This is a genomic window from Lacrimispora indolis DSM 755 (genome assembly GCF_000526995.1).
GTDB classification, from domain to species: Bacteria; Bacillota; Clostridia; order Lachnospirales; family Lachnospiraceae; genus Lacrimispora; species Lacrimispora indolis.
In genome coordinates, this window is sequence record NZ_AZUI01000001.1 from 3,292,511 (window position 1) to 3,314,225 (window position 21,715).

Annotated in this window: 12 protein-coding genes and 2 pseudogenes; 11 read left to right on the forward strand and 3 right to left on the reverse strand. The window is 43.0% G+C overall.

All coding sequences use genetic code 11. The features are described 5' to 3' along the window. Window positions 1-86: 86 nt before the first annotated feature. A complete protein-coding gene (locus K401_RS0115765) occupies window positions 87-860 on the reverse strand; it encodes a sialate O-acetylesterase (protein ID WP_024293848.1) in 774 nt (257 codons plus the stop codon). A 239-nt stretch (window positions 861-1,099) separates the two neighbouring features. Between K401_RS0115765 and K401_RS0115770 the strand changes: the two genes are divergently transcribed. From K401_RS0115770 to K401_RS0115810, 7 genes and pseudogenes are all read left to right on the forward strand, one after another. Then, window positions 1,100-1,792, forward strand: a complete 693-nt coding sequence (locus K401_RS0115770; RefSeq protein WP_024293849.1) for a polysaccharide deacetylase family protein — start codon at window positions 1,100-1,102, stop codon at window positions 1,790-1,792. Next, entirely contained in the window at window positions 1,764-3,275 is a 1,512-nt protein-coding gene (locus K401_RS0115775) for an ABC transporter substrate-binding protein (RefSeq protein ID WP_242842312.1), read from the forward strand. The genes K401_RS0115770 and K401_RS0115775 overlap by 29 nt, the downstream gene beginning before the upstream one ends. A gap of 259 nt (window positions 3,276-3,534) precedes the next feature. After that, entirely contained in the window at window positions 3,535-9,141 is a 5,607-nt protein-coding gene (locus tag K401_RS31935) for a bacterial Ig-like domain-containing protein (protein WP_024293851.1), read from the forward strand. 504 nt (window positions 9,142-9,645) lie between these two features. Next, on the forward strand, window positions 9,646-11,352 hold the full coding sequence (locus K401_RS0115795; protein WP_024293852.1) for an AAA family ATPase: 1,707 nt from the start codon (window positions 9,646-9,648) through the stop codon (window positions 11,350-11,352). 196 nt (window positions 11,353-11,548) lie between these two features. Further along, window positions 11,549-13,174, forward strand: a complete 1,626-nt coding sequence (locus K401_RS0115800; protein WP_024293853.1) for a recombinase family protein — start codon at window positions 11,549-11,551, stop codon at window positions 13,172-13,174. A gap of 53 nt (window positions 13,175-13,227) precedes the next feature. Continuing rightward, a pseudogene (locus K401_RS0115805) lies at window positions 13,228-13,962 on the forward strand (nucleoside recognition domain-containing protein); the annotation flags it as partial. Window positions 13,963-14,028: 66 nt separating this feature from the next. Further along, window positions 14,029-14,256 (forward strand): hypothetical protein, encoded by a 228-nt coding sequence (locus K401_RS0115810; protein WP_024293855.1) that lies wholly within the window; start codon window positions 14,029-14,031, stop codon window positions 14,254-14,256. Between the two features lie 93 nt (window positions 14,257-14,349). On the opposite strand, the gene K401_RS0115815 is transcribed toward K401_RS0115810, so the two are convergent. After that, window positions 14,350-14,751: a bacteriohemerythrin gene (locus K401_RS0115815; RefSeq protein ID WP_024293856.1), complete on the reverse strand. Its 402-nt coding sequence runs from the start codon at window positions 14,749-14,751 to the stop codon at window positions 14,350-14,352. Window positions 14,752-14,997: 246 nt separating this feature from the next. Between K401_RS0115815 and K401_RS0115820 the strand changes: the two genes are divergently transcribed. The 4 genes and pseudogenes from K401_RS0115820 (at window position 14,998) to K401_RS31305 (ending at window position 20,584) form a co-directional block, all read left to right on the forward strand. Further along, a complete protein-coding gene (locus K401_RS0115820; RefSeq protein ID WP_024293857.1) occupies window positions 14,998-15,786 on the forward strand; it encodes a pseudouridine synthase in 789 nt (262 codons plus the stop codon). Next, window positions 15,776-17,746 carry an NAD-dependent DNA ligase LigA gene (gene ligA, locus K401_RS0115825; RefSeq protein WP_024293858.1) on the forward strand — a complete coding sequence of 657 codons (1,971 nt, stop codon included), beginning with the start codon at window positions 15,776-15,778 and terminating at the stop codon, window positions 17,744-17,746. Before K401_RS0115820 ends, ligA begins: the two co-directional genes overlap by 11 nt. 73 nt (window positions 17,747-17,819) lie before the next feature. Next, window positions 17,820-18,755, forward strand: coding sequence for a homoserine O-acetyltransferase MetA (metA, locus tag K401_RS0115830; RefSeq protein WP_024293859.1), 936 nt, complete (start codon window positions 17,820-17,822; stop codon window positions 18,753-18,755). Window positions 18,756-18,998: 243 nt separating this feature from the next. Further along, a pseudogene (locus K401_RS31305) lies at window positions 18,999-20,584 on the forward strand (transposase). Window positions 20,585-20,865: 281 nt separating this feature from the next. On the opposite strand, the gene K401_RS0115845 reads toward K401_RS31305, so the two are convergent. Further along, window positions 20,866-21,432: a nitroreductase gene (locus K401_RS0115845; protein ID WP_024293860.1), complete on the reverse strand. Its 567-nt coding sequence runs from the start codon at window positions 21,430-21,432 to the stop codon at window positions 20,866-20,868. Window positions 21,433-21,715: the final 283 nt, after the last annotated feature.

Below are 21,715 nucleotides of genomic sequence, written 5' to 3' on the forward strand. Positions count from 1 at the left end.
TGATTAACTCTCCCCTGCTCGTATTGTGATTATCCCGATCGATTAAGCAAAATACTGTATCTGTAATCATTTGCTTATGAATTTGCTTAATACAATCCATTTACAAATTCTCCAGCCGCATTTCCTGCGGCAGTCCCCACCTCATTATAAGCCTTCTGATAATAGTGAAATTCATCTTTCATAAGGCCGCGGCCGCGCATGGTGTGAAAATTGTCACAAACCAACTCCACATCTGGAAGTTCGGCTGCTATGTCTAACTGCGTCTGACGGATTTTTGAATAATCAAATCCCCTTTTACCATTGTATTCGCCAATTGTAATCAGGAAGCAGGTTTCAATTCCTTTTCCTTTAAGGTGAGCAAACATATTTTTGAATCCTGTTTTATAATCAGTCGGAGAAGTCCCCAGATCCCCGTCAGTCTCTCCCTGACACCAGAGCATATAGCGGTGGCGGACTGCTATTTTCTGTTCTTTCAGATAATTCTCTGTGCGGTCAAAGCGTACGAGTGCATCGGATAAATAATCGCTGTTTCCCTGCCATTCACCAATAGCAGAGCCGCCCTTGCTTGCTGAAACCCCAATAACCGGTACTCCGGTCTTTGCATAATATGCATTGATGAAAGCCGTTACCATGGAACCGGTCTTCATTCCCGGTTCATAAATACCCTCCGGATTGTTTTCAGCCTCTCCAAAAGGCTCCTTAACTGCATGCAGGCATTCCGGATCGGAAACCGCACGATATTCATTTCCAGCCCCAGGCGTCAGTGTTGGTGCAGTCTCAGGCCACTGTTGTGAAGTAATGCCTCGTCCAGCCATATTCGATTGACCGAGAAACAGAAATACGTCAAATTCTTTTTCCATATCTTCCTCCGTTTTACCATGAATAAATTATGTGTATGATTAAGCTGCCGTATGGTAATCAGACTCAGTGTGAGCCGTGCTATTTATATGTAATCATTATACAGAGGAAGAAGATAGTGTCAAACATTATTTTCTGATTTTTCTAAATTGTAGGTTTTTTTCAGATTTTAAGCAGGTAAAATCCATTTTAATTCCAGATAGAAAGGGTATGATAGAAAAAAAAGGAGGTATAAAGTACTATGTTTCAGGGCCAGAAAAAGTTTTTGACATTTAGTTATGACGATGGGGTAACACAGGACAAGCGGCTTGTGAAAATATTTAATAAATATGGACTGAAAGCTACCTTTAATATAAATTCCGAATTACTTGGAACTCCGGGGTATTTAAGACGGGAAAACATGTGGATCGGACATAATAAAATTGAACCGGAAGAAGTATCTGAAGTATATAAAAATCATGAAGTTTCGGCTCATACACTTACGCATCCCCGTCTGACGGAATTAAATGATTATGAAGTAATTCATCAGGTTGAAGAGGATAGAAAGAAGTTAGAGAGTCTTATAAAACAAGAGGTGGTGGGAATGGCATATCCCGGAGGCGGGATCAATTATGATGAACGTGTAGCAGATATCATAAGGAGAAATACAAAAATACAGTATGCCAGAACTACAATAAGCAGTTATAATTTTGATATACAGAAAGATTTACTGCAATATAAGCCCACTGTGTATCACTTGGAATTTGATAAAATGATGGAACTTGGAGAGAAATTTTTAAAGTTAAATACAGAGGTTTTGCAGGTTTATTATATTTGGGGACACAGCTATGAATTTGATTACTATGATAGTTGGAATGAATTTGAAAAATTCTGTGAAATGATGGCTGGACATGATGATATCTTTTATGGAACAAATAAGGAAATACTGCTTTAAAAGTCGGTTTTTTCCTGTTCTCTTGTCTGAAAATTACCTTTGTATAAAAAATTATTATGATAGAATGTTAGAAGAAAAATCAAGTTTTGTAAGAGGAGGATATATTATGAGAAAAAGAATGAAGAATGTGCTGGCATTGGGGCTTGTTGGTATCATGATGGGGTCATTGGCAGCTTGCGGCGGCAATGAAAGTAATCATGCGGCTCAAAGCGTCAGTGCTTCGGCAGATCACACAAGCGAGGGAGAACAGGCAAATAGGAATGCCGGGGAACCTGTAACCTTAAAATTTTCATGGTGGGGAAATCAAAATAGACACGAATATACTCAAAAAATTCTGGATAAATACACGGAACTTCATCCAAATGTTACTTTCGAAGCACTTCCATCTGGCTGGGACGGATATTTTGATAAATTATCAACACAGGCTGCTTCCGGGGCTATGCCCGATATCGTCCAAATGGATTACTTATATATTGCAACCTATGCGAAGAATCATTCAATTGCAGATTTACTGCCTTATATTGATAATGGTACGATCGATGTCTCTGAAATTTCCGAGAATGTTTTAAACACAGGAAAAATAGACGATAAAATGGCAGGAATCGTTGGCGCAACAGGGACAATTGCAGTGGGATATAATCCAGAAGTGTTTAAGGAAGCAGGACTGGAAGAACTAAATCCGTCAGGCGATTGGACGTGGGATGATTTTGTAGCCACAGCAAAGGAGATTAAAGAGGCAACTGGAAAGTTAGGTGCTGCTTCAGGTCCGGTTGATGATACAAACCTTTTTAATTACTGGGTAAGGCAGCATGGAGAACAATTGTTCAGTGATGATAAAAAATCTTTGGGATATGAGGAGGATCAGATCCTGGCAGATTATCTGGATATGTGGAAGGGGCTGATGGATGCAGGCGCTGCGGCTAATCCAGACGAATATTTACAGATTCAGACATTAGGACAGGAAGCCGGACCTGTAGTAACCGGAGAAGCAGGCATGATTAATGAAAATAATAATTATGCAAGTAAGATGAGCAGCAGAAACAGTAATCTGAAAATTACAACTCCGCCAGTCAATCCTGATAATAAAAAGGCAATGTGGAATAAGCCAGGGTATTTCCTCTGTATATCAGAAACATCTAAAGTTAAGGAAGAGGCAGCGGCGTTTATAAACTGGTTTGTTAACTCAGAGGAAGCGAATGAAATTATGATGGCAGAAAGAGGCGTGCCGGCTCCTGCAAACGTGCGGGAATTTTTAATTAATTCTGGAAAAATGGACGAGAAGCAAAAAGAAATGTTTGAATATGCAGATACGGTAATAGAGTTCTCCGGGGAAACTCCTGCACCAGACCCAATTGGCATTGCAGAAGTGGGAGAAAGTTTTAAGAACAGTGCATATAAAGCATTTTATGGACAGATATCGACAAAAGAAGCGGCAGAAAATTTCCGAAAAGAGGCAAATGAAATATTAGCACGTAATAACTGATTATAATACTGGCGGCGCAGAAATAGAATCGGAGACATCTCTCAGAAGATGCCTCCGATTTTGTGCATAATGGTGATTTTAACCTGATTGAAGTATATAAGTATATTAAAATTACCACAAAGTCGGATTTTTTCAGCCAAGTTATCGGAATATTACATAGGAAAGGAAGCCCGGTTTGGATAGAATATAGGAAAATCTTGAAGGCTGTTTTAGGGAGCCTTAAACAGCAGAAGGAGTAAAAAAGGAAAGGGAGAATTGTATGAGATTGAAGCAGAGAAAATGGTTTCGGCGTATGACAGCAGCAGTCCTTGTGACCAGTATGACAATGGCATCGGGTATGTTTTCACTGGCCTCACCGGAAAGCGGAGGAAAAGCAGCCGATACGGGTTACTGGAAAGAAATTACAGCAGTAGATTTCAGTGGCATGGACAGCCTGGATGCATTGCCCGGCGGCTGGACGGTCAGCGCAGGTTCCGGAACGGCGGAGCTGGCTGACGCAGGAGAAGGAGCGGAGGGAAAAACGCTTAAGCTCACACGGACAGGGGATGGGGGCAACACACAATTAGTAAAAAATTCACTGGGAATCGAGAAAAGTCAGTACACTTATGTGTCCGTAGAGACGAAGCTGAAGCTTGGTACGGAAAGCCATGCAAATCAGTGGAGCATCCCGTACATGAAAGATAAAAGCGGACAAGTGGCTTACACACTCTTTGTTGACGGAGACTGGGATCAGTTTAAGACGCATGTTGAAAATAAGAATAACCAGAAGGCGGCAGGCGCTGCTGCTCCGGGAACGTGGCAGACTGTCCGCATGGATATTAACCTTGAAACAGATACATTCCGTGTTTCTGTGGATGGCGCCTATGTGCTGTATGATGAGAAGGCGAGAACCGTGGGAGACAGTCTTGATACGATTCAGTTCTATTCGGACAGCTGGGGCCGTGGAACCGTTTATATCCAGTCTGTAAAAGTAATGGGCCAGCAAAAGCATGAAACGGCCGCGGCATACTACGTGAGCAGCGACGGCGACGACAACGCGGCCGGTACTTCTGAGGAAACCGCATGGAAGACTCTTGGCCGTGTGAACCGGGAACATTTTATTCCCGGAGACCAGATTCTGTTCCGGTGCGGCAGCGAGTGGGAGAACGAGACGCTGTTTCCCCAGGGAAGCGGCAGCGCAGAAGAAAAAATAGTCATCGGTGCCTATGGCGAAGGTGCCATGCCTAAGATTTCCACAAATGGTAAAGCCGCTGATGCAGTATGCCTGTACAATCAGGAGTACTGGGAAATTACCGGTTTGGATATTTCTAATACCGTGGAAGGATTTTCGCAATTATCGGGAAATGGAACCGGAGACGGAACTCCACCCATAACCAATAATGCCGCCCGCGATGAGAAGGACGGCAAACTGTTGGGCGATTACCGGGGAATCCATATCGCAGGCCGTGATGTGGCTTCTTTAAAAGGCTATCATCTCCATGATCTAAAGATACATGATGTGACCGGAGTAGTGAGCTGGATTGGAGATACAGGACTTAAGGATGCCGGGATTATGAACAACGCAGGACTTGACGGCTCCAAGCGTACCGGCGGAATCTTGATTGAGTGTCTGAGTCCCAGCGGCAACCAGCCGACTCAGTTCAGTGATATTTTGATCGAGGACAGCGAATTTATCAATAATTCCTTCTGTGCTGTTACTGTTAAGCAGTGGAACGGTTCCGGCAATCAATACTCGACAAATCCGGGCTGGGCGAATCGAAGCAAAACAAATGGGGCACCGGACTACTACGATTCAAACTGGTATCCCCACAGCAACATTATCATTCAGGATAACTACATCAACCAGGGTGCTTCGGCTTATGCCTGCAATGGTATTTACTTAACCAGCAGCAGGGATTCCGTGATTCAGAGGAATGTTCTGGAACATATCGGAACCTGCGGAATCGAACTGTATTTTACAGACAATGTGGCAGTTCAGTATAATGAGGTGTCTGACATAATTCATAAGGGCGGCGGCGCCGATAACAACGCTATTGATCCGGACTGGCGGGTAACAAACGCTTTGATCCAGTACAACTACATTCACGATGCAGGAGAAGGGTTCCTTCTGTGCGGTGTTGAGTTTAACTCCGGAGTGATCCGTTATAATCTGGTACAGGATTGTAGCAGCAGCTACGTCCATTATTCCATGGGAAGCGGATACTTCCAGATTTATAACAATATATTCTATCGCAGCAAAGACGGTAACGGCACCAGCAATTTCGACCCATGGGGCGGTGGAAATGTTGCCTACTTCAATAATGTATTCTACGACGGCAAAAAAGAGGGATTTAACTTCAGCGGCGGGAGCAGCTTTGCTTTTGACAATAATGCATATTACGGAACAGCACCTACAAGTAAGGACAAAAATCCGATTCTGCTGACAGAAGATCCATTTGAGGGTGAAGCACCGTCTCTGGAAAGAATGGGAAGTTTTGAAACCGGTGTTCTTCTGGAAGCAAATGGCTTAAGACCCAAAGCGAATTCTCCTCTGATTGGAGCAGGGGTAGATAAGGATCCTAACGGATACAGCATAAATGAGGGGCTGAAATCAAGGGGAACGAAGTTTAATTTTACTCCATTGGATCAGTCAGATACCGATTTCCTGGGTAACTGTATCAACATTGGAAGAGTGGATTATCCTACATTTGAAAAAGCGGGTGTTGAGGCGGTTTTTGATTCAGCAAAGACACAGATTGAAGCGGACAGTGCCGCACCGACAATTGGCATGTTTGAAGTCCGTCTGGCTCCTGATGCAGTCATTCTCCGGGGCAGCGTTACGGAGGGGTTAAATCCGGCTGCCAGTGTGGATGTGGAAGTGACGATTGGGGACAAGACCGTTACAGCAAAGACTAATGAGAGCGGTGCCTACTCCATTATGGAAGGACTGGTTCCCGGTGAAGCTAAGATCACAGTAACGCATGGCGGAAAAGACATAACTGATACTATTACGCTGGAAGGCGGTAAGGTTAATCAGCACGATATAGCGATTCCAATGGAGGAGATGCCGGAAGCATTTTTAAATACGGTAATTGATGAGAACTTTGATGCACCGACAGAGCCTGAGAACTTCGGATTTTCATTTGGAACGAAAGTTGAGGATGGAAAGCTGGTACTTACGGCAGGCGGTATGGGAAATGCAACTACCGCAGTCAAAACCTTTGGACCTGGAGTTACAGGACAGAGGGGAATCGACTTAACGTTTGATTACTTCTGCAAAGCAGGAAATAAACAGGGATTTGAATTCCGGGATTCCTACGGAAGACTGTTGTTTGCAATTTGTGCGGCAGCAGATAAGAATGATTTGAGATCATCCGTAACCGGAGGCGCCGTGGATGATTCAAAGGCGGCAGCAACGGAAGAACCGGTCTGGGACCATATCGACATGAACAAGAACACGACTTATAAAATCCGTATACATGCTGATTTTGAGGAGAAAACGGTCAGCTACTCCATCGCGGAAGCAGACGGCAAGGTTGTTGCACAGAAAGTTGACGAACCGACAGAGGCTGTCAATCTGGCGAAAATGATCTCCTGCAACTGGTGGGATGCCAAGCCTCAGTATATTGATAATTTCAAGCTGACTGCGCCGGAAGAAACATCGGAACTGCCTCTGGAAGGAAATACGGTATATGCTTTTGGTGACAGTATCGTTGCCGGACATCAGTATACGAAACACAGCTTTGCCGATTTTGCAGCAGATCAGGAGGGAATGGAGCTTCGGAAATTTGCGGTAAACGGTGCAACAATTATGGAGGCCAATTATTCAGGCGGACAGATCCTGGCCCAGATTAATGACGCGCCGGAAGAAACACCGGATTACGTGATCTTTAACGGCGGGACAAATGACGCGGAGTATCTTGTGGATAAGGACAATGAAGCTTTTGGTACCATAGGTGAAAGCAGTGATCCGGAGTCCTTTGATCCAGATACGTTTGCAGGGGCATTTGAGAAGACAATCCATGAAATGAAGCAGAAATGGCCGGGAGCGCAATTAATCTATGTAGCGGTACATAAACTCGGTTCACGGGATGAAATTGTACAGGAAAAACTTCATGAGCTGGAACTGATGGCCTGTGCAAAGTGGGATGTGGCTGTAGCCAATCTCTATGACGACGCGGAATTAGATACCAGAAATGAGACTCACAAGAATAAGTATACTTTTGATTCCCTGGGCAGTAATGGTCTGCCTGGAACAAATGGATCAGGAACGCATCCAAACTTTGCTGCAATTGAAGAATTCTATCTGCCGGCAGTTACTGAGGCGCTGCGCAATCCTGAGGTGCCGTCAGCAGAGAAGGAGGCCTTGACAGCTCTGATTGAAGAAGCTGAAAAAGAAGCAGAGAAGACAGATATCTACTCTCCGGAAGCGATTGAAACCATCAAAAAGGTGATTGAAGAGGCCAGAAAGACAGCAGAAAAACCGTATGTAACCCAGAAGGAAGTAGACGATCAGATAAAGGTGCTTAAGAAGGCTGTTGATGAACTGAAGGGAACAGAAAACGGTTATTACACGGAAAGTATTAAAGTAACAAAAGAGCCTGACCAGACAGAATATGCAGTCGGTGAAGTGTTCGGGCCTGACGGAATGGAAGTCACTGTGTTCGAGAAAGCCAGCGCAAGCAACGCCGCCCGGTCGAGAGAACTTTCTCCGGAGGAATATGAGGTAGAGCATGACAGCTTCCATACCCCGGGATCGAAGAAAGTGACCGTTGTATACCATGCAGTCAACAAGGAAGGGGCAGAAGAGGATTTCAGTGATTCCTTTACTGTTGAAGTGATGGAAGTACCGGAGGGTGAAGTTTATACTACCGAAATTGAAGTTACGAGAAAACCAAATAAACTGTCGTATGAGACCGGTGAAGCGTTTGATCCGGCAGGAATGAAGGTTGTGGCTTACGAAAAAGCAAGTGCCAGTAATGCGACCCGGAAGGCGAGGGAACTTGAACCGGATGAGTACCAGGTAGAACATGAAGAGTTCGATACGGCCGGAACGAAAAAAGTTGTGGTACGGTACGAGGCGGTAAATGAGGAGGGGAAAGACGAAGTATTTACAGATTCCTTTACCGTAAAAGTAGCGGAAGCCTGGGAAGAGTATTATACAACAGGAATTGAAGTAAAGAAAAAACCGGATAAGACGGTTTATAAGACCGGCGAGGACTTTGATCCGGAAGGCATGAAGGTAGTGGCCTATGAAAGAAGGGCAAGCTCCAGCAATGCAGAACGCAGGGAAAGAGTGCTCTCGGAGGATGAGTATGATCTGGACATTCCGTCCTTTGAAGCCCAGGGAAGCAAGACAATCAAAGTGCTGTATGACGGCGTGGATAAAAACGGTGAGGAAAAAACCTTCCGTGACAGCTTCACAGTCAAGGTTCTGGGACGTTCGGTAAATAATGACGATAATAACGATAACGATGATGATAATGTGACCTATACGCCGAATGACAATGTAACCGGAACGTGGCTGGGTGGACAGAATGAGCCATGGAAGTTTAAAAAGAATAACGGAACGTATGCGACAAATGAATGGGCGAAGATCAATGGGAAATGGTATCATTTCGATCAGGAAAGTAATATGCAGACCGGCTGGCTGATTGACCAGAATAAATGGTATCTGCTGAATCCGGACGGCTCCATGTGTGCCGATAGCTGGGCACTGGTGAATGAAAAGTGGTACTATTTCAATTCGGACGGCTCGATGAAGTGTAATGAGTGGTATTTCTACAAAGATAGCTGGTATTATCTCGGGGCTGATGGAGACATGCTGGTTAATGGAATGACACCGGATGGATATCTGATTGACCAGGAAGGACGCTGGAAACGTTAATTTGAATCAATAATCAATGGGGAAGATACAACAGAAAATTAGTTGTTTCTTCCCCCCAATTATTATACCAGGGGATTATGCTTTAATTTTATTAATATTGTTATGGGGGAGGTGGATATTACTTAAAGTGTCTCTAATTTTAAAAGTCTTAAGGAACTTAGGTCCCTTAAGGGATTGAAGATTTATCTATGGATCGTTTAACAGTAGCAACTATAGTACTCCAGCAAATTAGTGCATATATCCACATGCACTAATTTGCTGGAGTGCTATAAGGAGATAATCATCAACAGTTATACAAATAATTTGAGAAAATATAATAAAAAATGTGGGATTTTTATGAGTGTTGTTAGCTTTTGTTTGGAGAATTGTATATTATAATAAGGTATTAAATAAAAAGTTTCTTACTAATCTATAAATTGCCGGAAGCTTCAGGAACTGATGAAATAGTATAATCGGTATAATACATGGAACCTGGACTGGTAAGAATGGCAGGAATATGATATTATGTGGATAAGATGTACTGCAAATATTTTAGAAAGGATAGAAGGCATGGGAGTAAAAAGAATCTTACCGATAGGAAATGATGATTTCCGTAAATTACGTGAAAATGACTCCTATTACGTGGATAAAACCCTGATGATAAAGGATTTTATTGAGATGAAGGATGAAGTGGCCCTGATTGCCCGTCCCAGGAGATTCGGAAAGACATTAAATATGACAATGCTTAGGGAATTTTTTGACATTGAAATAGATAGCAGGGATATTTTTGATGGATTGGCAATCATGAATACGGAATATGTGGATCTGATGAATTCAAGGCCCGTTATTTATTTTACATTTAAAGATTGTAAAGGAACAACTGCTGATGAACTGTTACTTCTTGTTAAACAGAAGCTGTATCAGGAATATCTGCGATATGAAAAACTTTTGCGGGATAAAATGGATAAGGACTCTTTTGAATCAAAAGATTTTTATGCTATGATTCAGATTCTGAGAGATCCACAAGCTCCTCATGCCCTTTATTCTACTGCCATTCAACAGTTGACGCACTTTGTAAAGGAAGCTTATGGCTTTAGCCCAATTCTTTTAATTGACGAGTATGATCAGCCCATTATAAGCAGCTATGAATTTGGTTACCACCATGAAGTTGGAACATTCTTTTCCAATCTTTATGGGAGTGCAATGAAAGGAAATGCTGCATTAAGCCAGGCGCTTCTTACGGGAGTACAGAGGGTCGCCAAGGAAAGCATATTTTCTCAGTTTAATAATGCAAGGGTTTATACAGTGCTGCACAAACAATATGCCTCATATTTTGGTCTCACTGCTCCGGAGACAGAAAAACTTTTAATGGATTATGGACTTACATTGAATGAAAATGTGCAAGACAAATACGATGGCTATTGTTTTGGAGGTATAGAGATGTATAATCCGTGGTCCATTTTAAATTATGCTGACATGGGTTCTCTGGATAATTACTGGATTAATACATCTTCTAACTTTTTGGTGAAAAAGGCATTGGAGACAGCAGATAAGCAGTTTTGGGATGACTTTGATCAGCTGGCGGAAGGAAAAGAAATCCCCATATGGCTTACCTTAGAGACTTCCTATATAGAGAGGGATAGTAATTACAGCTTGTGGGGGCTTCTGGTAAATTCCGGATATTTGACGGCCTTAAGACGGATTGATTCCAATACTGTGGTTGTAAAGATACCTAATGATGAAGTGATGTCGGAGTTTCAGATGCTGATTGCTGAAATATCAGGAGTTGACGGACTGGATTTACAGCAGATGCTTTCCTGCCTTCTTAAAAAGGATATGAAACGCTTTTTAGAATTATATCAGAATATTGTCATATCATGCACCAGCTATATGGATGCCAGAGAAAATGCGTATCATATGATGTTTTTGGGGATGTGCATTGCGCTTAGAGGGTCTTATAAGGTGACTAGTAACATTGAAGCTGGATATGGGAGAAGTGATATTACTCTGGAGGCCTTGATGCCTACCCACAGTCATGTGATTGTTGAATTTAAGCAGGGGGAAGATTTAGAACGTCTGAAGGAGGAAGCGTTACAGCAAATACTTGATAACCGATATTATACGGGACTGAAAGGCGAAGTAATCTGTATTGGCTTGGCTCACGATAAAAAACAGTGCAGTATGAAGTATAAGGTATTAAATATAGAGAATGGGACTTCCCGATTGGTGTGATTGTTAAAAAGCATAGGAATATTTAAAGGAAAAATAATCAGCTTGGTTCTATATTTAATGCTGCCGAAACAAGATATGGAATGGCATTTCATTACTGTTTTTATCTCTTAATAATTAGAAAAGGGGAGGATTTAAAGAACCTCCTCTTTTCTGGCTAATTGTCTCTATGATACAGAAAAAGGACGGTGAATAACTTTTGAGAATCTTTATTTACAGCCGAAAGTCGATTTACACTGGCAAGGGGGAAAGTGTTGAAAATCAGATTGAAATGTGCAAAGAGTATATTTTTACCAAACTCCCCCATGCAGATCAAGCAGTGATAACTGTTTATGAAGACGAAGGTTTTTCTGCAAAGAACACAGACAGACCACAGTTTCAGCAAATGCTCCGTGACATAAAGGCCAATAAACCTGATTATGTTGTTTGTTATCGTCTTGATCGTGTCAGTCGAAATGTCAGTGATTTTTCTTCCCTGATTGAGGATCTGAATAATCACGATATTTCTTTTATCTGCATCAAAGAAGAATTTGATACATCAAAACCTATGGGAAAAGCTATGATGTATATAGCTTCTGTTTTTGCCCAACTGGAAAGAGAAACCATAGCAGAACGTGTCCGTGATAATATGCTGATGCTGGCAAGGACTGGCCGCTGGCTGGGGGGTACTACCCCAACAGGATTCACCTCCGAAAAAATGCAGGAAATCGTTATTGATGGTAAAGTCAAAACTTCATGCAAATTAAAGGACAATCCGGAAGAATTAAAAACCGTTGACTGTATTTTTGAAAAATTTTTGGAACTTCGCAGTGTGTCGGGTGTCAGTAAATACTTAATCAAGCAGGGAATCGTATCACGTACCGGAAAAATATTTTCATTATCAGGCATAAAAGAGATTTTACAAAATCCGGTTTATTGTATTGCTGATGAAGATGCGTGGGACTATTTTACAGAACATCAGGCAGATGTTTGCTTTAATAAGTCTGAGTGCTCCGGGAAATATGCTTTGTTAGCTTATAATAAACGTGATTACAGAAAAAAGAATGCTCCGCGGCAGGATATAGATAAATGGATTGTATCCATTGGAAAGCACAAGGGGCGTATATCTGGTAAAAAGTGGGTAGAAATTCAGAATACCCTGAAGAACAATATACCGACAGGAAAGAAACCTGCGGTCATGCACAATGACTATTCCCTGCTGTCTGGTTTGATCTTCTGTGGCAAATGCCAAAGCCGCATGTTTGCAAAGCAGAGGAGCGGAAAAAGCGGAAACCGTGATTTGTATGATTATATCTGTAACAATAAATTGCGTGGAGGTTTAGCCTTATGTGACTGTCAGAATATCAACGGCCAGCAGGCAGATGATTTGGTTTGCGAATATCTTTTGCAGTATACCAATGAAAATTCAGGTATCTACAAGCTGTTGGAAAAGCTGAAACGTGATTTACAGGGGCAAGTTCAAAAAAACCCCATGGCAGATATTGATGAGAGAATAAAAAAAAGCAACAGTGAGATTGAGAACTTAATCAATACATTATCACATGGGAATTTAGGAACTGCTTTCATTGAACGAATAAACGCCAGAATCACGGAGCTTGACAAAGAATTATCTTCCTTAAAAGAAGAGCAAGCCTATCTGCAAAAAGATATTAATATCATAAGCGACAGGGAAATTCAAGTGGATATGCTGTCTACGGTACTATCCAGCTTCAAGGATAATTTTGACAGGCTGTCCATTGAGGAGAAGCGGACCTTAATCAAATTGCTGGTCAAGAAAATTGTCTGGGATGGAAAGGATCTTCATATTTTTATTGACGGCGAGTAAGGAACTGTCAGCCCTTTACTCGTCGTACGGAGTAAAGTTGCCTTTTGGGTGGTGGCGCATTTCCCACCATGATCGCCATTATCACCATGTTCTTTGTAGGAGGAGCCTCCGGTGCATTTTCCTCCATATTGTCGGCGGCCATCCTGTCAGGCGTGATCATTCTGGGGATTTTCATGACACTTGTCATATCAAAGCTATTGTCGGCAACCATATTAAAAGGGGTCCCCTCTTCCTTTACCCTGGAGCTGCCTCCTTATCGAAGACCTCAGATCGGCAAGGTCATTGTGCGTTCCATATTTGACCGAACCCTGTTTGTATTGGGCCGTGCCATCTCAGTGGCGGCTCCGGCCGGCCTGGTCATCTGGCTTCTGGCCAATATAACGGTGGGAAATGCCACACTGCTGGCTCACTGTTCCGGTTTTCTGGATCCTTTTGCCAGACTCATGGGCTTGGATGGAGTTATCCTTCTGGCATTTATCCTGGGTTTTCCGGCCAATGAAATCGTGGTTCCCATTATCATCATGGCTTACACGGCAGAAGGGAGTCTGCGGGATATCAGCGATTTATCCGTCTTAAGAGAACTTCTTGTAGCCAATGGCTGGACCTGGATCACTGCTGTCAGCACCATGCTGTTTTCCCTGATGCACTGGCCCTGCTCCACAACCTGCCTTACTATCAGGAAAGAGACCCAGAGCATAAAATGGACGGCTGTTTCCTGGCTGGTACCCACTGTAACCGGGTTTGTGGTGTGCTTTTTATTCACGACCGTTGCAAGGGCCTTTCTCTGATGTTTAAAACCCCTTTTATTTGTCTACAATAGGGGTAGAATACCCAATGGGAAAGGAGGGTGAAGCGTGAGCCGAATCTACCACGTTTACGCCCTGTCAGACCGGTTGAAAGCCAGAAGAATCGAGGGCGAGATTGCCAAGGTTGACGGGGTGCAGGATATCAGAATCTCGGAAGACTTAAAAGAAATGGATATTGAGGTTGATACGGGAAAAATATCTGCTGTGATGGAGCGGGTGGTGAACATCTGCAGCCGGATATCCTACGGATGTGAAGTGAAATATAAGTTTATTTAACCGAATCAAGCAAGCAGCGAAGCGGATTGCGAATATCCGCTTGACATTACACGAAAAAGAGCGGCCAAAGAGGCTGCCCTTTTTCGTGAGAAATCATTTGTGAACACTTTTTGCGTACTCACCTATTTTTTTGTCCATGTTGGAAATATGTTTTGTGAGCCAATCCACGACCATCTGATTGGCATTTAAAATCACCAGTAAGTTGCCTCCGGAAGACTTGTATTCACTGCGTATTTTGTCCAGCTGTGCGATGAAAGCGGTATGAGCCTGCTTCTGCTCCCCATAGCCGGGGTAGTGAATGCTGATCATATACCTTTCTTCGTCTGCAAAATGCTTTTTTGTGTAATCATCCAAAAAGTCAAGAAGTTCTCCTACATATTCTTTGGCCCGGTTATTCTTCCCTGCTTCAAACAGCTTTTCTGCTTTATCGAACCACATTTTATGCTGATCGTCAATCATTGATATTCCTACAGATAAATTTGGTGTCCACGGCATAGCAATTCCTCCTAAAGTAAATAAAAAGATTTATGTATCTTCCTATATTTTATAATAAAATTCCAGAAAATTCAACTCTAGATATAAAATGGAAGGGCATTTTACGTAAAAATTTGAAAATTTCTATTAAATATACGGCTGCCCAGGAAATGGGAGAAAACCCCGGTCAAAATGTGCGGATAAAATTGACGTACCTTCCCGGTAATGCTATAATTTTAATTTAGTATACAGTAAGGGAGAACAAACATGGAGACAGAAGGAATCCGTCTGAATAAATTTTTAAGTGAAGCTGGGATATGTTCCCGAAGAGAGGCGGACCGCTTCATTGAGGCTGGAAAGGTTTCCATAAACGGACAGGCAGCCACGCCCGGTCAGAGGGTTTTTCCCGGCCAGTCAGTTACCGTAAACGGACGGACCGTTTCTGCGGGAAAGGGAGATCAAACCCATAAGGAAGATCCGGTACTTCTGGCAGTCCATAAGCCAAAAGGCATCGTCTGTACCACATCGGATAAAGACCGTGCCCCCAACATCGTGGATATGGTGAATTACCCCGCGAGGATTTATCCTGTGGGACGCCTGGACAAGGATTCGGAAGGGCTGATCCTCATGACCAACCAGGGCTCTCTGGTGAATAAAATAATGCGCAGCGGAAATGCTCATGAAAAGGAATATCTGGTGAAGGTCAACCGCCCGGTTACCGATGATTTCATCCGGAAGATGAAAAAGGGAGTATTTCTTCCGGACTTAAATGTGACCACCAGTCCCTGCCGTGTGACAAAGGCAGGAGAAAAAGCATTCCGCATTATTCTGACCCAGGGGCTAAACCGCCAGATCCGCCGAATGTGCGGCCAGCTGGGCTTTGAAGTACGGATGTTAAAACGATTGCGGATCATGAATGTTGAACTGGGAGATTTAAAGCCAGGAGCTTACCGGGAGCTTTCGAAAAGGGAGTACCACCAGATGAAAGAGGCCTTAAAAGGCTCGACAAATCGTTCCTATAAAGAACAGAAAAAGGAGATATCTGATGGACGCTAAAATAAGCAGAATGAAAGAGCTGGTCAGCCTTCTCACGGCAGCAGGAAAGGCCTACTACCAGGAAAGCCGGGAGATCATGAGCAATTATGAATATGACAGGCTTTACGATGAGCTTAAGGATTTAGAAGAGGAAACCGGAGTCATTCTCTCCAAAAGCCCGACGCAGAACGTGGGATACCAGGTTTTAAGCGAGCTTCCCAAGGAAGCCCACGAAACACCCATGCTTTCCCTTGATAAGACCAAGAGCGTGGAAAGCCTGCAGGAGTGGCTGGGCAGCCAGACGGGAGTGCTGTCCTGGAAGCTTGACGGGCTGACCGTAGTCCTTTCCTACAACCAGGGGACCCTTCAAAAGGCCGTAACCAGGGGAAACGGAGAGATCGGTGAGGTCATCACAAACAATGCAAAAGTATTTTCCAATATTCCTTTAAATATATCCCATAAGGGAGAACTCATCCTGCGTGGGGAAGCAGTGATTAAGTATTCGGATTTTAACCGGATCAACGAAGAGATCGGGGAGTTAGCCGCCAGATACAAAAACCCCAGGAATTTATGCAGCGGTTCCGTAAGGCAGCTAAACAACCAGATCACTGCCCGGAGAAATGTAAACTTTAAGGCATTTGCTCTTGTAACGGCAGAAGGTGTTAATTTTCTTAATTCCAGAAAAGAACAGTTTGAATGGTTAAAAAAGCAGGGTTTTGATGTGGTGGATTATCGTATGGTGACAAGGGATACTCTGCCGGAGGCTGTAGAGGAGTTTTCTGAGTCCATTTCCAGCTATGATGTTCCATCAGACGGCCTGGTGCTTTTGTTTGATGATATCGCTTACGGAGAAGCCCTTGGACGTACGTCCAAATTTCCCCGTAATGCCATCGCATTTAAGTGGGCCGACGAGATCCGGGAAACAAGGCTTGACCACATTGAGTGGAGTGCGTCCAGGACCGGGCTCATCAACCCGGTGGCAATCTTTGACCCCGTAGAGCTGGAAGGGACCACAGTGAGCCGGGCCAGTGTCCACAACTTAAGCATTATGGAGGCCTTGGAGCTGGGAGAGGGCGATGAGATCACGGTTTATAAGGCCAATATGATTATTCCTCAGATCGCCGATAACCTGACAAGAAGCAAAAAAATCCAGATCCCAGATCAATGTCCTGTCTGCAGCGGAAAAACAGAGATCCGCAAGGTTAATGATGTGAAGAGCCTGTACTGCACCAACCCGGACTGTCAGGCCAAGCGGCTGAAAAGCTTTTCCCTTTTTGTCAGCAGGAATGCCTTAAATATTGACGGATTGTCGGAAGCAACCCTGGAAAAATTCATTGGAGCCGGATTTATCCGGGAATTTGCAGATATCTTCCATCTGGAGCAGCATGAGGAAACCATTACCCAGATGGAGGGCTTTGGAAGGAAATCCTACGATAATCTGATTCAGGCAGTAAAAACGGCCTCCCATACCACCCTTCCAAGGCTGATCTATGGCCTGGGGATCGCTGGAATCGGTCTGGCAAATGCAAAGACGCTGTGCCAGGAATTTAAGTTTGATTTTGGGAAAATGCGCACCGCTGAGGAAGAGGAGCTGACAGCAGTTCCCGGAATCGGCAAGGTGCTTGCAGATGCCTGGATCACTTATTTTAAGGAAGAAAAGAACAACGAGATGGTGGACCGCCTGTTGCCTGAGCTCACCATTGAGGGAGAGGCAGAGGTCCGGGAAGATGGAATCTTTGAAGGAATGACTTTTGTCATTACAGGTTCTGTGAACCACTATGAAAACCGGAAAGCCCTTCAGGAGGACATTGAAGCCCACGGCGGCAAGGCCACCGGTTCAGTGACTTCCAAGACGACTTATCTGATCAACAATGATACTACATCCAATTCTTCCAAAAATAAAAAGGCAAAGGAACTAGGAGTGCCCATTATCTCAGAAGAGGATTTTATAAGGCTGAAAGAAGATCGCCTTTCAACCTAGGGGTTGTGAATCAACCGGATATGTGAACATATCTGCTTGATTTTTCGTATAAAAAATGCTGGAGGAATAAATTATGCCGATTAAAGTACAAAAGGATTTACCTGCAAAAGCCATACTGGAAAAAGAGAATATTTTTATGATGGATGAGGACCGGGCTTTAAGCCAGGACATCCGCCCTCTTCAGATTTTGATCATTAACCTTATGCCGATAAAGGAGGAGACTGAGACCCAGCTTCTCCGGGCCTTGTCCAATACGCCCCTGCAGGTGGACTGTTCCTTTCTGATGCTGGAGAGCCATACTTCCAAGAATACGTCGGCCAGCCACTTAAATAAATTTTATGTCTATTTTGATGAAGTGAGGAAAAAGAAGTTCGATGGCATGATCATCACCGGAGCCCCGGTGGAAAACATGGAATTTGAAGAGGTCAATTACTGGGAAGAGTTAAAAAAGATCATGGAATGGAGTAAAACCCATGTGACCAGCTCCCTTCATATCTGCTGGGGAGCCCAGGCAGGACTTTTCTACCATTATGGCATACCAAAATATAAGAGAGACAGCAAGCTGTCCGGTATTTACCGCCACAAGGTCCTGGACCGGAAGGTGCCCCTTGTGCGCAGCCTGGATGATTATGTGATGGCGCCTCATTCCCGCTATACGGAGGTTCGGCGGGAGGACATTGAAAAGCATCCGGAGCTGATCATTCTGGCGGAGTCAAAAGAGGCCGGGATCCTTCTTGTGATGAGCCGGGATGGAAAGCAGGTATTTATCCAGGGCCATCCGGAATACGACCGCATGACCCTGGACGGAGAGTATCACCGGGATTTGGGAAAAGGACTGGATCCTGCTATTCCCTGTAATTATTATGAGGATGATGATCCGGATACATTGCCTGTGTTAAATTGGAGGAATGGGGCAAATACGCTGTATGGGAACTGGCTGAATTTCTATGTATATCAGATCACACCTTATTTGCTGGAGGCGGAAGAGGGAGAGGACTCCGTGAAATAGAAATGTATTGCCTTCTAAATAAGTCCATGGTATGTTTGACGATGCTGCAGATTTTAATTCTGTTTCCAGTTACAAGAATCACATATCAGAAGATTCCGTCTGCATTCATAAAGTTTTTGAACAGTGCCGCAAGAGAAATGATGAATGACTGACCGGGATAAATAATAAAGGGGCTGTAAAAAAACTTCCCTAAAAAAATCGCTGAGGTCGTGAGACCACAGCGATTTTTTGGTATAATTAATTATGCGACTAAAAAACCACACCAATGGTAATTATACCTCACGTCAGTTGAAATTACCATTAGATATCGAAAAAATAATTAATGTTTCTGATCCGGTATACACTTTTTGTGAGGTGATGGATCACATTGACCTATCAAGATATTTTGTAGAGAAGGGATACAAAACAGGTCGTCCAAGATGTGATGAACAAAAACTCCTTAAAGTTATACTCTTTGCTTTCATGGCGCACGGCATCTGCTCTCTGCGTGAAATAGAAAAACTTTGCAGGAATGATATTCGATATATCTATCTCCTTGATGATATGAAGGCTCCTTCTTTTGCGACGTTTGGGAATCTAATTCGCAATGAATTGACGGATTCAATTGAACAGATCTTTACCGATATTAACAGCTACATTTTTAAAAAGGATCAGGTGGATCTGGAGCATACATATATTGATGGCACAAAAATCGAAGCAAATGCGAACCGTTATACCTGGGTGTGGAAAAAATCATGTCTTCGTAACCGTGATAAAGTTTTTGAAAAACTATCGGCATTAATTGATTCGATGAATACAAATGTTTTAGACTATATGGGAATAAAACTTGAAAAGCGAAATGAATATGCCATTGATTATGTCACAGAATTACTTGAAAACTATAAAACAGCAACCGGCCTGGATATGATAAAGTTTGTGTCAGGGACTGGGCACAGAAAAAGTATGGAGCAGCGCCAATATCAGGAGATGCAAAGATTTCTGGAACGTCTGAAATCATATGCAAAGCACATAGAAATATGTGGAAATGAAAGAAACAGCTATTCGAAGACCGACTGCGATGCTACTTTCATGAGAATAAAACGGGACTATATGGGAAATGACCAGCTCCTTCCGGCCTACAATCTACAGGTGGCGATATGTGATGAATACATAGCAACAGTTGATGTAAAACCCTACGCCTCTGACATGGAATGCTTTGTGCCGCTCATGGAAAAGTTCAACAGCATCTATGGACATTATCCCAAATATCCAGTTGCAGATGCCGGGTATGGTTCGTATAATAATTATCTTTACTGCGAAGAGCACGGCATGGAAAAGTTCATGAAGTTTACCATGTTTAAAAAAGAAACCACGGATAAGAAATACCACAATGATCCATACCGGGCTGTCAACTTTAAAAGAGATAAGTCAGGTGCTCTTATCTGTCTGAATGGAAAAAGATTTAAGTTTAAATACAAGAAACAAGTATATAAAAACAAGTATGGAAGAACAGAAGAAATATACGAATGTGAAAGCTGTGAGGACTGCCCATATAAGCCTGACTGCTGTAAAAAGAAATCCGGGAACAGAACCATATGCATGAATCAGGAATTAACAGCAATCCACCAAGAAGTGATGAGTAACCTGGAATCCATTCATGGAGCACTTTTGCGAATGAATCGAAGCATTCAGGCAGAGGGAACCTTTGGGTAATCAAGTGGGATAAGTCGTACAAACGGCTCTAAAGACGAGGCGAAAAGAACGTAAGTCTTGAGCTCACTTTAATTTCATGTAGTTATAATCTTTACAAGTATCATAATAAAAAAAGCCGGTTACTGACAGCTGCATAAAAAGCCAGCGGGATGGAATCATTTATCCCCTTGGATTCCCAAGGGTAACATTGAGTGCGCATTTTTTGCTTAAACAAAGATATCATAATTATTTTTCCGGGCGAAATCAATATAAAATTTGAAATAGGATTCATATCAGCGTTCGCTGATATGAATCCTATTTCAGGAGGGACTTATTTTACAGCCCCTTTAAATGAATATAAAGAAAGATCCTCATATGGTCAATTCTTTTTTATGACATGTCCTGATTTCGCTTAAAATCTGATCATTTACCATTTTGGTTATGATTCAATAAAAGTAATTTTATCATGATCCGGAACATGAGGCGGTTTTTCCGTATTGGCATATCCCAGCAATACGGAACAGCCAAAGGCATAACCATCAGGGAAGCCCAGACGTTTGGTAAATTCCGCTGCACGTGTTCCGCTGGCAAAGGCCAGGCCGGCAAATCCACACATAATGTTGGCTATGCCTAAAGATGTTGCAGCCAGAGTGATATTTTGACACAGGATCCCGCAGTCAATCAGTGCGGGAGCATATTGTGCCGGATCAATAGGAACTACGATCATACATGGTGCGCCATAAAACAATCTGCCGCCCCGTTCCATGATTCTGTTATATGAGGATTTGTCCTCCATGCCGGCCAGATAGGCCATGCCCTCCGATTCCATATCCTGTATCAAATCTTTGTCTTTTACAACAATTACCCTCCATGCCTGACGGTTCATTCCACTTGGTGCCTGTATGGCGGCTTCGGCGATGGCCCGGAGTATTTCGTCTGACGGCATATCATTTTTAAAATCGCGGCAGGAATACCGCTTAGCTATTACATTCAATGTTTCATTCATTGTATGCACCCCTTTCATTATTCAGGTCGGTTTTATCCAATCATACCATACGTAAAAGTATGTTTCAATCGACGAAGAGTAGACTGTATTTTATTTGGAATTTCAGATATTAAATAAACTCTGTATGCCTGTATTCTGGCGGTGAGCGGGCCTTTTTCCTGTGATTGCAATAAGGTCAGAGATTTCAGGCACAAAAAATCAAGAAGAAAATTATCCATAAATATGCATTTGATCCATTTTTTGCTCGTTGTTCAAAGAAAAACCAGCATGTTATACTTGAAAA